Origin of the sequence: Bacillus sp. DU-106, from assembly GCF_004799705.1 — a bacterium.
GTDB lineage: Bacteria > Bacillota > Bacilli > Bacillales > Bacillaceae_G > Bacillus_A > Bacillus_A cereus.
Map to the genome: position 1 here is coordinate 2,761,435 of NZ_CP026607.1, position 16,323 is coordinate 2,777,757.

Genomic DNA, 16,323 nt, shown 5'->3' on the forward strand with positions numbered 1-16,323 from the left:
TACCCCTAATAATTTATATGTTAATTCCCAGTCTCACCTTTAAAATTATCTCGCCATCTTAAAAACTTCGCTTCTAGTAAACGTACTAGAGAGTCAGAAAACTTCCCAACAAATGCAAAGATAATTATGCCGACAAATACGATATCTGTATTTGAAAATTGCCTTGCATCCATAATCATATAACCAATACCTTCTGTAGATCCCATAAGTTCTGCTACTACTAAACTCACCCATGCAACACCTAACGATAACCTTGCTCCTAGTAAAAGGTTAGGCAATGCAGATGGTAAAATGAGTTTCGTAATTAGTTTTCTTTTGCTAAACTCTAACACTCTCGCAACATCAAATAACTTTGAATCCACACCTCTAATACCTAAAAATGCGTTTACGTATAAAGGAAAAAATGCACCATCTGCAATTAATAACACTTTCGATGTTTCACCAAAACCGAACCATAATACGAAAAGTGGCGCAACAGCTAGATGAGGTACAGTTCTTAACATTTGCACAGATGGATCTAAATATTGCTCACTTCTCGTTGAAAATCCAACAATCGTTCCTAAAATGATTCCTAAGCCCCCACCAATAAAGAAACCAGCCGCAGCCCTGAATACACTAATACTTAAATGGCCGAATAACTCTCCTGTTTTAATAAGCTCTTGGAAAGCTAAAAAAATATCTAATGGTGTTGGTAAAACTGTTTTAGAAACAAGGCCGAATACGCCAGCTAACTGCCAAATTATTAATATAATAACCGGTATAGTAATCGCCCTTACTAAAACTTTTACATTTAACTTTCGCACATTCTTAACTCTGTTTTTCTCAATCGTTATACTCGCTGGTTTCATAACAGCTTTCGTATTTTCCACTTTACAAAACCTCTTTTCACTTCGCTTTCAATGCTTTTTCTACGAAAAAATTATCTACAACTTTTTCCGCCTTAATTTCTTTCTTTATAGAACCGAGCTTATATTGAAAATCCGCTGTCTTTTGTTGTTCTGCTATTATTTCCTTCGTTACCGGAACTAAAATTGGTTTGTCGTGATTAAACACTTCTTTTACGATCTCCGCATCTATCTTTTTTACAGAAGTATATACTTTTATTGCTTCATCTAAGTTAGCATCTTGCCATACACGTGCTTTCTCATAAACTTTGAGGAATTTCTCAACTAATTCTGGATGTTCTTTCGCAAATTTTGTTCTCGTAATTAAAAATTCTGGTGAAGAGACATTTAATGTTTCACCGTCTGCAATCACCTTCGCACCTTTATTTAACGTATGTAATGATATGAAAGGGTCCCAAATCGCCCATGCATCTACTGATCCTGATTCGAATGCAGGCTGCGCTTCATCTGGTTGTAATTGAATGACATTTACCTCTTTTGCATCAATCCCTTCTTTATCAAGTGCTCGATACAATAAATTAAAGGCACTACTTCCTTTTGCTACTGCAATTTTTTTACCTTTTAACTCTTTTACACTCGCAATCTTGCTATCTTTTTGAACGAGAATTCCAGTTCCTTTTCTCGCATAACTTGTATTGGCGATTTCGGTAAATCCAATACCTGCTGCTTGCGCTGAAATGACTGGAGAATTCCCTACTTCACCAAAGTCTAATCGGTTTGATGCGATTGCTTCAAAATAAGGAGGTCCACTTTGGAACTCTGTCCATTTCACTTTAACTCCTTCTTTTTTAAACTCCTCTTCAAACCACCCCTTTTTCTTTGCTAGTAATAGCGGGCTTAACCCTTGCTGTATACCAATTTGTATTGTTACATCTTCTTTCTTACTACTTGCTGTACTTTTTTCACATCCTAATAAACATACTGATATAGCTAAAGCAAAAGAAAGAATTTTAAATTTTTTATACATATAAAATCACCCTTTTCCTATATACTTGTTTGAATCAACCCTCCATATTCAAACTGCTGTAATACTTTCGTTCGAAGTTGTTGGAACGATTGAGAAGTTTTATTTCGCGGATAAGGCAAATTATTTTCAATCACTTTATGTATTTTCCCTGGTTTTGCACTCATAATGATGATTCGGTTTGAAAGATATATCGCTTCGTCTATATCATGTGTAACGAATATCATTGTTGTTTTCTTCTGCTCCCAAATATTTAGCAATACTTCTTGTAAATGACTTCGAGTAAAAGCATCCAGCGCTCCAAAAGGTTCATCAAGTAATAATACATTTGGATCTCTTAATAACGCTCTCGCTATCGCAACACGTTGTGACATCCCGCCTGAAATTTCTTTCGGATACGATTTTTCAAAGCCATCTAACCGAACGATTTCAACCCATTCTCTCACCTTATCTTTCACATACTTATCTTTTAACGACAAATCTGCCGCTATATTTTCTTCAACTGTTAACCATGGAAAAAGCCTATGTTCTTGAAAAATAAAACCTTGTTTCTTGCTCGTTTTTAAGATAGGCTCCCCGTCAATAACAACTTCACCTTCAAAATCATTATCTAGACCTGCAACAATTTTTAGTAATGTACTTTTTCCGCACCCACTCGGACCAATTACTGTAACAAAATCCCCTTCCTCTAATTGAAAATTAATATTCTCTAGCACTTGAACCGTACCAGTTTGTTTCAAAAAATATTTTGATACCCCATCAATTGAAACAGTCATTTCTTCCCCTCCTTAAAATGATTCATATAAATGAACAGATTCAGTATTTGTGCAATAAAAAAACCAAAGGCATTTTATCTGTTGATAAAATGCCTTTGGTTTCTCCAATCAGCAATACGTTATGGAATTAAGTACATATTATACAAATATTTCCGATAAGTCAACTAGGTTTTATTAAAACATACATATGATTTGTTTGAACATTTTACTTTTGTTTATTTAAACGATATCGTTTACTTACTATTTTTTCTGATCTTTAATCCACTGTAACCAATAAGAAAACTCACACGCTAAATGCATTTGATGGGATTTAATTAGACTATTAGGACAAAGGGCTGGGAACTCAACAACTAGACTTACTTCTATCCCTGTATCAGTATCTTTAAATTGATGTCGAACTCCACCAATAGTAGTACCATCTTTCATACGTGCAACACCTGTTGATTGGTATTGATAAGATTTATCTCTCGGTGTTTTCAATCCGGTTTCGTCACCAAAAACAATGAAAAATTGAACTGGAAACGGAGAATTACCAGTAGTTTCGATAACCTCTAATTCATTTTCCCCAAAGGGTCTTAGTACATAGTGATCAGGACAAGCAGATAAATTCACTTTGTTATTTTCACGTGATTGTTCAAGCATCAAACTATCAATTCCATGTATAGCTACTTCTGCTGTAATCCCGTCTAAATAAATACTAGTTTTTGAAAATTTTCGTCTATCGCCAGATAAAAGAGTACAGATACGCATACCTAATGCACTTAATCTAAGTTTTGATTTCAACTTTTCGTACATTTCATTGTATGTATATCGCAACTTTATTTCCGTTAGCTGTTTTATCATGACGTCTGTATCATTTATTTCAAGCTCTTTATGTCCTAATGTATATAATACTTTTTTTATCCGTTCTCTTTTCCATTTTATAAGTTGCTCTTGTGAGATATTATTTCCATCGATAATAATTTTCATAAACTTTCTCCTTCCTTTTGATTGTATCGTAGTGTAGTTAATACTAAATTAACCATTTCATGTTTTGTATCTAGATTCAACTTTACTTCTGAATGAGCAATACTGTTAAGACCGTATAAAATAAATCCAGAAGCTAATAATGAGTTATCAGTATAAAAAATCCCTGTTTTCACTCCCTCTTCAATTACTTGTCTAATTAACGGTTGCATACGTGCGAATAATTTCTGTTCCAGTTGAAAATGTTGTTCCGTCTGAAACGAACTCACATTTTTATAGGGTGCTAACTTTTCAATAAATGTCCAAAATATATCTAGTGAATCTTTCATCTTTTGCATGACAGACCGTTCATTTGAAACAAGTATTTCTTCAATTAACTCCATATTTTTCACAATACAGTCATTTAAAACTTCATCAACAAAATTCTCTTTAGACTTGAAGTAATAATAAAATAAGCCCGTTGCTACACCTGCATGATTCACAACATCTTTTATGCCAAATCCTTTCATACCATTTTTCATATATAGTTCAAAACCAATATCCATTAACTCTTGGCGTCTTACATCTGGTTCTTTTGATATTCTTTTCATACGTCATCTCCTACAATGTTTTCACCACGACTGAATCTGATTCAATCATAAACGACTGAACTTGATTCAGTCAATATTATTTCATAAATTTAAAATCGATTTAATAACTAAGCGACGAAATTTCTACAAAAAAAGAGTAATCTCAAGAGATATGCTACTAACCTTAGATTTATCAAAAAAGTTAGATCATATAACTTGAGACTACTCATTCCCATTCAAAATATTTATGTAATTAAATTTTATTTCCTCTGCACCCTGGCTGTCTCCAAAACTATTGGTGGCAGCTCTTTTTGAATGATTTCTTTTAATCCATAAAGAGCTTTCTTCACATAACCACCTTCGAAATTTCCTAATGGTTCTGGTAATTCATCCTCATCCAATATGAAGTATTCTCCATTTGGAAGTACCATAATATCGATGATTAAATCTTCAAAGGAAACCACTTCATCTTTTATTTGTGTGTTTTTTACGATATTAAAATAGGAACCTAAATACTTTCCTTTTATATCTCTCCATACGTATAAATTGTACGGACGATCTCTCCAGTAATATGCGATTGTATAACTCCCTTTTGGGATTGTTAACTTAGTATCATTTGCAGTCATTGTAAATGAATACTGCACCTCGTGAAATAAAACGATACTTTGTGATTGCTTTTCAAGTAATAAGCAATTGTGATCTACTATTGTTGAGTTATACCGGATTTTTCTTTCTATAATTTCAATTTTCGATGTAAGTAACTTATTCATTATTTTGTTTCCCCTTATGCTAGTTCTATCCTCAATTATATCTATTTATGTAGTGATAAAGAAGTGTATAGTTTTTTATATAATGATTTATACAAGTACATAATAAAAACTCCTTCTTATTTAGAAAGAGTTTTTCACTATCCATGTTTCATATTTTTTCACTTCTAACGGAAACTCATTTGTTTTCATGCAACTAACAGTACTATTACTCATGTTTTAACTTTTCCTTAACCGCATCATAAAATTTTCGTTCTTCATCAACATTTAAGTAAACACGACTTACTGTTTTAGAAAAGCCGTATAACAACTGCGCTTTCACTGGCTCTTTTAATGTTATTTCAAAAGTAGCAGGTTCTTTTATGAACTCCATAACAGTTGCATCCAATACCTGCTTCCCTTCTTTTTCCGTTAGCAATTCACCCTTGTAGAACGCAATATTATCAATTTGTGTAAATGGCATAACAATTTTCTTTCCTAATCCGATTTGAATGATTACTTGTTCTTCTGTTACGACAAGTGGATTTTTGCGCATCGCTTGTATTTCAGCTATAAAATAAATCATCGCGTATACATTTAAAATAAGTAAAATCCATGCTATTACTGGATTCCACTGATGTAGTAAATAATGAAAACCAATGCTTTCAATTGCTGTTGCGTGAATAATCATGATATACACACCTATAGCACCAGTCTTTTTATGATATGAGTATACAGATTTACCTGTTGGTACTTTTTCACGCCACGATAAAAACGCATAATAGATTAACTTACACTCTGTTAGAATGACATCTATTAACTTACCTCTTTTCATAGTAGCGTCAAACGCTGCATCAATTGCATAAGAAAAGGAATAATTTTCTCTTCTATATTCTTTATATTTTTTTATTATTTTAGGAAGCACTCTAACAATTTTATAGAGAAGGAATAATTCTAGACCTACAAATGCAATTTCAGCCGCAACAATAATATAAGAGATGAATGAAAAAGCTTGTAAATAATCACTTGGAATAATAAATCTTGCAAAAATATAACCAGCTATTACAACAGGAACTATATATGTTAACGAGTATCTTTTTCGAATAATGAAGAAATACGTGATGATTGGAATGACAAACATGCAATCTAATAATGATCCAAGCACAACTTCTTTCGGCGCAACTGGTACAATTGGAAGGGCATACAATAAATAGTTTGATAGCATAATTAAAGAGACGAGTCCAATCCAAATACCTTTTCGCCTTCGTGATAGTGTAACCTTCATACGTTCACTCCTTTATTTAAAAACCTCATTTAAATGGTCTTTATAAAATGAAATGGCACGTTCAAATTCTTTTACTTCCTCTACTTTCACGACAGTTTCAAGTAATAATTTCATCGCTGATTCGTGATCGTTTACGTTATATTTTGCTAATGATAAAAATACTTTCATCGGAGCGTTCTCTGGAAATTTTTTCACCCCAGCTTCTAATACTGTAATTGCCTTTTCATATTCCCCTATACAACGATATGTACTTCCTAAACCAATATAAGCACCGCAAAGCGATTCGCCATCAAGTCCATTTGCGATTGCCTGCTCATAATACGGAACTGCTTCTGTTTCTAGCCCCATTACATCATGTATCCACGCACACTGATACAGTACTTCTGCATCCTTTGTAAAGTTTGTTAATCCTATAAGCATCTCTTTAGACTGCGCATATTTCTTTTCATTTCTAAGTTTAATAGCTTGCTTTAATAAATGTTCCATAGAATCCACTCCTCACCAATTATTCTGTGTATAGCTCTTGATTGGTATACGCTTCACATTCGTGTAAAAGTAAAATTCCCACCAATTAAAGTTTCGCTTACTTATTACTATGCGGATTCATTCTCATCTAAAAACTTAATTTTAAAAAGCAGTGACACGATTACATAATACCTCTAAGCTTTTGACAATTTCTTTCGCTGTTTCATCTTTCCCATTACACAACTTCCCTTTACCATCCTGTCCAATTACATAATGCACAGCCCCGCGCGAATATAAAGAATGTGGTGAATTCGCAATCATTACATTCGCCCTTGCTTCTTTCATTCTATTTTTTGCTCTTTCAAACAGTTCTTCTTCATTTAAATCACTTTCAAGTTTAAAACCAACAAGTACTGTTTCTGGGTCCCATTCTTTTATTTGTTTTAATACCTTTGGAGCCTTTTGAAAGTGAATAATCGGTGCTATATCACTTGAAATTTTTCCGTTCATATTAAGAACATTACCATCTTGATCACAAATTTTCTCTACAATCCAATCTGATCCAGCCGCTGCCATAATGACTGCATCAACCTTTTCATGTGATATGATACTTTTCATTTTATCTTGTAAATCAACGATTCCTTCAAATGGATGTAATTCTAACCCTCTATGTACATCACTCGGTTTCTCCGCAAAATAACCGTGTAAATATATAACATGTGCCCCTTTAGCTAGAAGTTCTTCTGCGATTATCCTTCCGATTGTACCTTTGGCCATATTCGTATGCCCGCGTACTTGATCCCATTTTTCTAGACAACCACCGCTCGTAATTAATACCTTTTTCCCCTTCATTGTAACCATCCCTTACTAATTTTTCTTACGAAACCATTCTGTTCCAAAGTCAACTATATCACGCTGTTTCATTAGACGACACGTTGCATTCCCTATCTTCCCATTTTTTACAGTTCCTTTTCGCTCAAACTCCACACCAATTTCTACAAACTTCTCAGATTCGTAATCCATTTCAACAAACTCTTTCCACACTCTTTCACCGTTTTCTATAATCGGTGCTCCTACTTGTATTAACTCACATGCACCAGAACGCACCTCGGATAAATGAACAGACGTATTGGAATCATATCCAACACCAATTAATAATACGTACCCGTCTAAATCATATATTTTTCTTAATGGAGATTCTTCTCCAAAGCTCATTGATAACGAATGGTTCATTGTTATTTCTACTGCATGTTTTCCCCATGCAGCAAAACTTCCTAACGGATGATTACTACGTACTACATTCGGATATGTACGAAAACATTCAACTATTTCACCCATTCCCCTTGTTGGGGTTATACGTGAATCAAATGCTGGGACGTTATCTCGGATAATTTGCCACCAGTCTTCCGGTACAGGTGGTCTTGACCAATGTTTCGGATCGGACAAATCCGAAGATTGCGTTGGCATTATTATCGTTCCTTCTTCCGTAACAACTTTCATTAATGCTTCTACTACAGCAACGGCACCACCAGATATCCACCCGATAGAACTTAGTGATGAATGAACGATAATTGTCATTCCTTTTTCGACTCCTAATGCTTTTAAATCTTTTGTTATTGTTTCGATTGTATTTGGAAATTGTGTACTTGCTACTATTTCATTCATTTTCATATTGGTTCCCCCACTAGCCACGTAAATTTAAACTTTTATATAAATATATTATCATATTTTTCTTAATTTTTAACTTAATCATATTCATTACTACAAAAATATGTATATTATTATACTGAAGCCTCAAAACTCTATTAAAATCGTAGATAATGATGAGCGAGAGTTTTTTTGAAATGAAGAAAAATGTAAATCCTATTTTTTCAAACTATACTCCATATGCATATTTTATACTATTTTTCCATGTAACAATGAAGTCTTTCTATCCCTGGATATTTTTCTCCTAAACTTTTAACTTGAAAACCAATTCTTTTATAAAATTCTACCGCCCCATCGTCTGTCTCCGCTTCTATATAAGTCAATTGATATATCCTTACCACTTCTTTAATCATTTGCAGTGCAATTCCTTTTTGACGATAATCTGGAGCCACTGCTATATGACATATGCGTGCTTTAGTTTCTCCGATTATTTCAATACCTAGACAAGCTTTTTCTTCATATTTGTACAAAGTCCCTTTATTACTTTGATAAAATATTACTGCCTTCTTTAAGCTTATTTCATTTGGACCGACGGCATATTGTAGCACATTTAATATTGAATCTTTCTCAATTTGTTTAACACACTGTAAATTCATACTTTCATCCCTTTCTATGAAAAAAGACTAGCTCTTAATAAAAAGAGCTAATCTCATTACGCCGTTATTTTTTCTTCTTTTTTTACAACGACAGCCACATAACTATGAAGTATCATTCCAATAATAACGAGACTCATACCAATCCAAGATAATGATGATGGGATTGGTGCAGATAACCAGATCAACTCTCCTACTAGCGCAAATAAAACTTCACCAGACTGCGTCGCTTCCACTGTTGCTAATTTTTGCGGATCATCTTTCACAAGATCTGTTGCAAAGAAAAATAATACTGTCGCGATTAACCCAGAGCTAACTGCTACAATAAAACATTGAAAAACTTGGCTACTTGACGGTAATCCGCCTGTTGATACTTCGTAACCAGATAATAAAAACCAAAATGGTAAACTTGCTAATGTCATACCGAGTACTCGCTGAAATACATCTAATTCCCCTTTACAAACTTGCATCATTTTTCTATTTCCAAGAGGATACGCAAATGCTGCAATAAGTACAGGAACTACACATAAAACGGTTTCACGAATACCTAATGAAGAAGCATGTTCTACTTGCATGAGAACGACACCGAATAAAATAATGCCCGACATTACTAATTCCTTCATCGGAAGTTTTTTATGTAGTGGATCCACCGCAAAAAATGGTGTTAACAAAATCCCTGCAACGATTGTAATTTGCCATGTTGATGCAACGAGCCAACCTGGTCCGAACGCTCCAGCAAAACTAAGCGGTGCATAAAAGAGACCAAATCCAACGATACTCCACACTAACCATTCTTTCGGATTGTTTTTCATATATTGAAAGAGTTGCTTTAAGTTCCCTCTATACATAACAATAAGTAATAGCATTGGAACCATAAAATAATACCGTAATGATGCACTCCAAATCCAGCTTCCACCTTCTAAGTCCATTGCCCTGTTCAAAACAAAAGTAAAGGCAAAGAAAAATGATGCCAGTATTCCTATAACAATTGCTTTCATTGTAAAACCCCTTGTATTTAATTTTTTATCTCTATGACCTATATTTTAGTATACGCGATGAAAAATCTACATTCAAACTTACATTTCACTTTGGGATGATGAAGGAATTGTAGTAGATTTACATGGGAATAAAGTGCATTGGTATGAAATCGAGGCCATTACATGTCAAAATTTTCAAGGGTCAAAATCTACTTTAATCTCGACCCACTATACTCATCATGAAAATATACGCATCCGCTATAAAAGATGGCTACCAACTATTGCACATTCAATTTACTGGTTTTCTATTGAGAAACCAAAAGATTATCATAAAAATTTAATGATAGCTTGGGAAGAAAAGCGAACGAATAAAAACAAACGCCTCCTTTAATTATTATTTAGGGGCGTTCGTTCATTCAAAAATTAAAGAATATGTAGTTTATATTCTCTGTATAATTTCCTCAATCGACTTATATGAGCTTGATGATACCGATTATGATCTGCTATATGCCATATTCCCCATCTTATTGTCGCAGTTTCGCCTTTTTCATACAAAACTTCCCGCGTTAAATCAGTTTCTGTTAGTTTCATACATTCTTCATAAAACAATTTTTGCACTGCTTCATAATCTTGCATTAACTCTTGCAATGTGTTTTTTCTTAAACTTGGTAATTCTCCTACTTCATTTAACATAGGACCATATTTATTTTCAAATGCTGGCGGAACATCTTCTCCCTTGAAACGATACACCCAATGTAAATCAACAACTGCTAAATGCTGAAGTAACTGCCCAATACTATTTTCATTATTTTCAGACCCTTTATAGGATAGTTCGTTCTCTTCAGTACCTTCGACTAACCTTTGCAATCTATTAAACGTATCAGCAACCGTCGCATACAAAATCGCTACTTGAGGGTCCATTTTTCTTTCTAAATGGAGATCTTTCATACAAAACTTCCTCTCTTAAAAGAACAACACCATATGTTCATCATCACTATACACACCATTCATTTTTATAGCCCTTTTTTCAATTCCGTATGTTTTAAATCCCATTGATTCATATAATCGTTTGGCTGGTTCGTTCGTTGACACAACCCCTAAATTCAATTGCTCTAGCTTCATCTCTTTTGCCCTTTCAATTGCTTTACGTATTAAATCACGTGCAAGACCACTTCTTCGATTTTCAGTATCTACATACATTGCAACGATATGTCCTTTATGCTTATATGCGTCTTTTTCTTCTGTTAATAAAGTAACAACCCCAACTAAACGATTTTCATTATTAAAAGCACCAAATGTAAAACTACTGTTGGATGAAAGATTACTAGCAACTCGTTCAAGAGGGTTTTCTTGACGTACTGCTTCTTCATAAGTCGTTATAAATGCTTCTGGATTTACTTGTAGTGCTTGTAAACGCAACTCCCAATATTTTTTTGCATCCGCTTTTGTAAGTAATCGAATCATTTTATTTTCCCCTTTTTAATTTACATAATATTTTTATAGGTTATTATTTTTTGATTCATACTCTTCTTTTAATATACTGTAACGATAGCGATGAATGAACTTTCCCTGTCTCAATCGATCATTTCTCATTAACCCTTCGCATACAAATCCGGCACTTTCATAACTCTTTTTAGCTTTTGTATTATCTTCATCTACACGTAACCAAATTTTCTCCAATTCAAACTGAGAAAAACCTATTTGTAACATGCTGTTTAGAGCTGCCATTCCAAATCCTTTACCCCAATAGTCTTTATTTCCAATCGCAATTCCTAGTTCAGCATTTTTATTTGTTTTATCAAAATTTTTAAGGTCTACCCATCCAATATGTATACCTGTCTCAGTAACGATTGCCCTTTGTTCATAACCATTTTTTCGACTTATACAAGCTTCAATCCAGTTTCTCGTATCTCCACGAGTGAACGGAGGATATTGATCTGGTAAAACTAAATGCTTTGTTACATCTCTATCTAATGACCATTGATAGCGATCTTCTACATCATCTAGTGTCAATTCTCTTAATTGAACATATGGTACATTCATTTTTTTCTCCTCTCTTTATTTACCAATAGAAAATCCTTCGAACACTCTTCCACCATACTGTTCTAACGTCTTTTCTATAAAATGAATTAATTCATTTTTCTCTCCCGTTTTATAAAAATGATCAAAAGCGGCTACAAATTTGTTTGCATATTGCTCATCATATCTTTTTAGCACTCTAATAAACCATTTTGAACTCCCAAGCCACTTACCATTTACTCTTAATACATATTCATGTACTAAATCGGCTAATAAATTAGCGATAAACAATTCTTCTTCTCTTTTTGTTGCACCAATAAAGTCATCTAAAGTATCCGTAATAAAATATCGCTTCTGCTTAATCGTTTCTTCGGTCCATTTAGCTGGTCCTTTATGTAGTAAATCATTCGCTTCTTTTTTTAATTTCCCAACAATTTCCTGTTCCCCTTTTAAGGCAATCCCTTCTGAAACTAATTGTGGTAACGACGGCCTCCCTCGATCACAATCCATTTTGAAAAAGGTTTTATATGTTTCGAAATTATGAACAAACACCTCAACAGGCCATCCATTACTATAGAAAGATTCTCTATAGCAAGAAGTTAAACTTTGATCGACTATTACAATGTCAAGGTCAGATGTTTTCGTCGCTTCTCCTCGTGCAACGCTTCCGCCGAGTAAAGCTACATCACAATTCGGAAATTGTAATGTAATTATGTTTTGTGCTGCTTCAATTGGTTTCATAACCGATCCTCTTTTCTTATTTCACTTTCTTTTTTTCAGCTCTTTCTCTCGCTTTTTTTATATAGCTTTCTGCATCTGGTGTTTTACATGATGTTGCACCATGATCAACCTCTATTTTTCCAATTTCACTTGCAATTTCAATCGCTTGTCGCTCTAAGTCTTCATTACGAATTCCTATTGCGATTAAAGCACTATTCATCGCTTCTTTTTTTCTATTTTTTTCATTATGTATATTTTCTTTAATCTCTTCTAAGTACGGAGAGAAGAAATCATCATGTAACGTTTTATTTTTAATCGCTATATTTGCTAATAAAGACCAGCCAGCTCTTCCAATCCATTCATCATTAGACTTTATCCACTCTTCCATTCTTTCTATTGCAATTGGCGAAGTACATATAGATGTCATCAGAACATCCATTAAACAGTAATAATCAACATCCTGAATCCAACTATTAAGCTGTTCTGTCGTTATTTTTTTCGGGTCTAAAATATAAGTTGCTAATGTCATTGCGTCCATATTTTTCGTTTCCCACAATTCAACTGCTAAATCGTGATCTTTTTTTATCTTCTTTTTTAACAATTTTAAATTCGCAAAACTAACTCCAAATAACGGCTCTTTCGCTCCGTGGTTTTTATACGTTTTTCGATTTTGTTCTGTTCCATATTCCTCTAGTTGCTGCATTACTTCCTCAAGTAACATATACCCACCTCTTTATCTTTTATGTTGACTGTATATATGTATGTACGATATATTCTACATTACTTTTTGTTTTTCCTATATTCATTTTTAAAATACGGTATGTGAAATTTCTAAACATTGCACAGCTATACCATCAAAAAACTGTACATGTTAAACATACAGTTTTTTGATGGTATCAATTTTGCGTAGAATAAAATATAAACTACGAAAGAACTTTTAATGGTCCTCTCAATCACCTATTTTTTTCAACTGAATTTTTTACATCTGACCACTCTTCTATTGACCCTGCGTCCGGAAAAACTGTAACTACATTAAAATTCGCACCTTTTTCTTTCCCAATTTGTTTAGCTGCTAATAAATTCGCTGCCGCAGAAGTTCCTATTTTTATACCAGTATCTTTGTAAAAACGTGCCATTTCATACAGGGTATCTTCATATGAATAAGTCCATTGTTTTTCTATCAAATTTTCTTCCTGTTCTATGAAATGTTGTTTCCTTCCTAAGCCGAACCCACCTGATCCAGCATATTTCTTTAAATCATTTGGTGGTTGTTCCGAACCATAAGGCAATTCAGCAGGCATTACTAAATGTAGTTCAACATTTTTTGTATAATTCTTTATTGCTGTATAGACTCCCATTAGAGTTCCACCAGTACCAGCAGATGCTACCCATGCATGTATTGGTTTTCCAATCATTTGTGCAATAATTTCTCGCCCTGTACCTTCTATATGACTTACTAGATTTGCATTATTATAATGTTGGAATAAAAAATATAATTCTGGCTTTTGTTTGCTAATCTCTATTGTTTTCTCAATTACTGCGTAGAACCCTTTACATTTATCAACTAAGATTACGTTAGCACCATAACGATCAAGTTCATTTAATAGAGATTTATCGGTTCCAGAACTTAAAACTAACGTGCATTGAATCCCTAAATAATTACAAATACACCCAATTGACCTCGCTAAGCTTCCACCACTATACTCTAAAATATTTTGTTTTTTGTCCGCTTCTTGTAAATATTTATTAATCATTCCAAGTGCTGCCCTATCCTTAATCGATCCTGTAGGGTTATGCCATTCACATTTAGCATAGATAGAAAGATCCTTCGTTTCTTTGCATTCTAATTTCACGAGCGGTGTATTTCCAACATGTTTAGAAAACGCTTCAAAATGGTTTACTATCATACTTTTATACCTCCTTCATAAATTATGTTTACTACATTTGTTCTTAGCCAAAATACTTTCTACATTTTAATAACTCTCTCAATAAAAATTTCTTATATAAAAATCCCTACAAACACTGTAGGGATTTATGTCTAAATCATTTTGTTACACTCTATTTCATATGAAAATAGTTTTCTTATTCAGATGCATTCATAAGCACAATTCTCCAACCGTCTGGATCCTCTATTGTGGTTCCTTTCTCTATCCAATACGGGTTTTCAGGTTCTACCTCATGATAGCCCATATTACTTAATCGATTCACTATCTTTTCAATTTCATCTTTAATAGGCATATAAAAAACTAGTAAATTATCTTTTGTCGGTGCCGGACATGGACTTCCATTAACATGTGTAGTAAACTCCAAATGATACTCTTCATCTGGTAAGCCAAACATAACCCCATCATATCCTTCATGATTGTGAAATTCCCCTATACGTTTTAAACCTAATCCTGTTTCATAAAAACTTATCACTTCTTCAAATTTATCTGTTGGTCTTGCAATTCTAAATTGAACCCAATTCTTCATGCAAATCTCCTCCTTTTCATTTTCCAAAGCTTTATAGTAATTAGTATAGGTTACATATATTCCCTTTAACATCCCTCATTAGTGTGAACTTCCTAAGTTGAAAGACCTATTAGTTAATAAACAATAGGACTTTAGTATAAAATTCATATAAAATTAGTTATATAAATATAGAGATGAATTACAAGCTATTACGTATGAAATAGTTCTCCTTGCAGGGCCTTTATATACCGATCAGCAGATCTTTGTACAGCTTTATTCGCATCTTCCACCACACCATGAAATGCATTATATAGTCGACTAAATTGGATATCTTTTACCTTCTCTGCCATATCTCTAACTTTATTCGCTGGTAATGGAATGAGATTGGGATAACTATACATAAAACTTACCCATTTCCGATCCGAAACTACTTGTATAATATCACCTGATAACAAAATACCTTTCCCTTCATTACCGTCTTTCCAATGTATAACAGTTCCACCCTTAAAATGGCCTCCTAAGCGATGCAATGTAAGTTCTTCCGATAATATCAGATGCTCCCCAGACCAAAATTTAATTTGCTTACTCGGACGAACCACCCACTCTTTATCATCTTCATGAATATAAATAGGTACATTGAATGTTTCCGCCCATTTAACTTGTGTAGAGTAATAATGTGGATGAGAAAGTGCTATTGCTTGAATACCACCTAAATCATATATACGTTGTATCGTTTTATCATCTAAATAACTAATGCAATCCCACATAACATTTAGAGTTTTACTTTGTATTAAAAATGCTGTTTGTCCAATCGCAAATTTAGGTTTAGTAGTAATGCTATACAAACCGCTTTCTTCTTTTATTATTTCGTTTTTGTATAAATTGCTATTTTGCATCGTTTCTAATGTTGTCCATGACTGCCCAATTGGATTAACATATTGTCTTTCCTCATTACAAATTTTACAGCGAGAAGGTGCTTCTTCATTTTCGGGATACTGTACTCCACATGTAGTGCAAATATAATTATCCATATTCCCACTCCTTTTTTCATGTAATTGTTTCTTTACCAATATTTTAATAAAAAACAAAAATATTCGAATCAATAATTGGAACGAAAATGAAATGATACGAAAGTATGATTTGGTGATTGAAAGTTTAAATAATAAAGTTTAAATTCATC

The 16,323-nt window shown here is 33.5% G+C and carries 20 protein-coding genes; all 20 read right to left on the bottom strand.

All coding sequences use genetic code 11. The features are described 5' to 3' along the window. Window positions 1-20: 20 nt before the first annotated feature. Window positions 21-869 carry an ABC transporter permease gene (locus C3Y97_RS14155; RefSeq protein WP_000432128.1) on the bottom strand — a complete coding sequence of 283 codons (849 nt, stop codon included), beginning with the start codon at window positions 867-869 and terminating at the stop codon, window positions 21-23. Between the two features lie 16 nt (window positions 870-885). Beyond that, window positions 886-1,872: an aliphatic sulfonate ABC transporter substrate-binding protein gene (locus C3Y97_RS14160; protein ID WP_000276908.1), complete on the bottom strand. Its 987-nt coding sequence runs from the start codon at window positions 1,870-1,872 to the stop codon at window positions 886-888. A 17-nt stretch (window positions 1,873-1,889) separates the two neighbouring features. Beyond that, entirely contained in the window at window positions 1,890-2,645 is a 756-nt protein-coding gene (locus C3Y97_RS14165) for an ABC transporter ATP-binding protein (protein ID WP_000218576.1), read from the bottom strand. Between the two features lie 240 nt (window positions 2,646-2,885). After that, window positions 2,886-3,614: a hypothetical protein gene (locus C3Y97_RS14170; RefSeq protein ID WP_000691336.1), complete on the bottom strand. Its 729-nt coding sequence runs from the start codon at window positions 3,612-3,614 to the stop codon at window positions 2,886-2,888. Then, window positions 3,611-4,201 (bottom strand): TetR/AcrR family transcriptional regulator, encoded by a 591-nt coding sequence (locus C3Y97_RS14175; protein WP_000822620.1) that lies wholly within the window; start codon window positions 4,199-4,201, stop codon window positions 3,611-3,613. The genes C3Y97_RS14170 and C3Y97_RS14175 overlap by 4 nt, the downstream gene beginning before the upstream one ends. A 239-nt stretch (window positions 4,202-4,440) precedes the next feature. Further along, the gene (locus C3Y97_RS14180; RefSeq protein ID WP_001037884.1) at window positions 4,441-4,950 is read right to left on the bottom strand and encodes a ribonuclease FAU-1 family protein; all 510 of its coding nucleotides are present in this window, start codon (window positions 4,948-4,950) and stop codon (window positions 4,441-4,443) included. A gap of 205 nt (window positions 4,951-5,155) precedes the next feature. Further along, entirely contained in the window at window positions 5,156-6,211 is a 1,056-nt protein-coding gene (locus tag C3Y97_RS14185) for a hypothetical protein (protein ID WP_000869232.1), read from the bottom strand. Window positions 6,212-6,223: 12 nt separating this feature from the next. Continuing rightward, window positions 6,224-6,697 carry a tetratricopeptide repeat protein gene (locus C3Y97_RS14190; RefSeq protein ID WP_000400636.1) on the bottom strand — a complete coding sequence of 158 codons (474 nt, stop codon included), beginning with the start codon at window positions 6,695-6,697 and terminating at the stop codon, window positions 6,224-6,226. A 141-nt stretch (window positions 6,698-6,838) separates the two neighbouring features. Beyond that, complete coding sequence (locus tag C3Y97_RS14195) at window positions 6,839-7,528, bottom strand: phosphopantothenoylcysteine decarboxylase domain-containing protein (RefSeq protein WP_000676726.1); 690 nt, start codon at window positions 7,526-7,528, stop codon at window positions 6,839-6,841. Window positions 7,529-7,543: 15 nt separating this feature from the next. Further along, window positions 7,544-8,347 carry an AAC(3) family N-acetyltransferase gene (locus C3Y97_RS14200; protein ID WP_000783346.1) on the bottom strand — a complete coding sequence of 268 codons (804 nt, stop codon included), beginning with the start codon at window positions 8,345-8,347 and terminating at the stop codon, window positions 7,544-7,546. Between the two features lie 230 nt (window positions 8,348-8,577). Beyond that, the gene (locus tag C3Y97_RS14205) at window positions 8,578-8,979 is read right to left on the bottom strand and encodes a GNAT family N-acetyltransferase (RefSeq protein ID WP_001053116.1); all 402 of its coding nucleotides are present in this window, start codon (window positions 8,977-8,979) and stop codon (window positions 8,578-8,580) included. 56 nt (window positions 8,980-9,035) lie between these two features. Next, window positions 9,036-9,974: a DMT family transporter gene (locus tag C3Y97_RS14210; RefSeq protein WP_000644594.1), complete on the bottom strand. Its 939-nt coding sequence runs from the start codon at window positions 9,972-9,974 to the stop codon at window positions 9,036-9,038. Window positions 9,975-10,376: 402 nt separating this feature from the next. After that, window positions 10,377-10,901: a DinB family protein gene (locus tag C3Y97_RS14220; RefSeq protein WP_000653845.1), complete on the bottom strand. Its 525-nt coding sequence runs from the start codon at window positions 10,899-10,901 to the stop codon at window positions 10,377-10,379. Between the two features lie 15 nt (window positions 10,902-10,916). Continuing rightward, a complete protein-coding gene (locus C3Y97_RS14225; RefSeq protein ID WP_000620314.1) occupies window positions 10,917-11,417 on the bottom strand; it encodes a GNAT family N-acetyltransferase in 501 nt (166 codons plus the stop codon). A 33-nt stretch (window positions 11,418-11,450) separates the two neighbouring features. After that, entirely contained in the window at window positions 11,451-11,996 is a 546-nt protein-coding gene (locus C3Y97_RS14230) for a GNAT family N-acetyltransferase (protein ID WP_001102492.1), read from the bottom strand. Window positions 11,997-12,011: 15 nt separating this feature from the next. After that, window positions 12,012-12,713, bottom strand: coding sequence for a nucleotidyltransferase domain-containing protein (locus C3Y97_RS14235; RefSeq protein WP_071740746.1), 702 nt, complete (start codon window positions 12,711-12,713; stop codon window positions 12,012-12,014). A gap of 16 nt (window positions 12,714-12,729) precedes the next feature. Continuing rightward, a complete protein-coding gene (locus tag C3Y97_RS14240) occupies window positions 12,730-13,413 on the bottom strand; it encodes a DNA alkylation repair protein (RefSeq protein ID WP_000923448.1) in 684 nt (227 codons plus the stop codon). A 232-nt stretch (window positions 13,414-13,645) separates the two neighbouring features. Next, window positions 13,646-14,599, bottom strand: coding sequence for a PLP-dependent cysteine synthase family protein (locus C3Y97_RS14245; protein ID WP_098212905.1), 954 nt, complete (start codon window positions 14,597-14,599; stop codon window positions 13,646-13,648). Between the two features lie 175 nt (window positions 14,600-14,774). Next, on the bottom strand, window positions 14,775-15,164 hold the full coding sequence (locus tag C3Y97_RS14250; RefSeq protein ID WP_000800667.1) for a VOC family protein: 390 nt from the start codon (window positions 15,162-15,164) through the stop codon (window positions 14,775-14,777). A gap of 188 nt (window positions 15,165-15,352) precedes the next feature. Continuing rightward, a complete protein-coding gene (locus C3Y97_RS14255) occupies window positions 15,353-16,174 on the bottom strand; it encodes an MBL fold metallo-hydrolase (protein ID WP_000371021.1) in 822 nt (273 codons plus the stop codon). Between the last annotated feature and the right edge of the window lie 149 nt (window positions 16,175-16,323).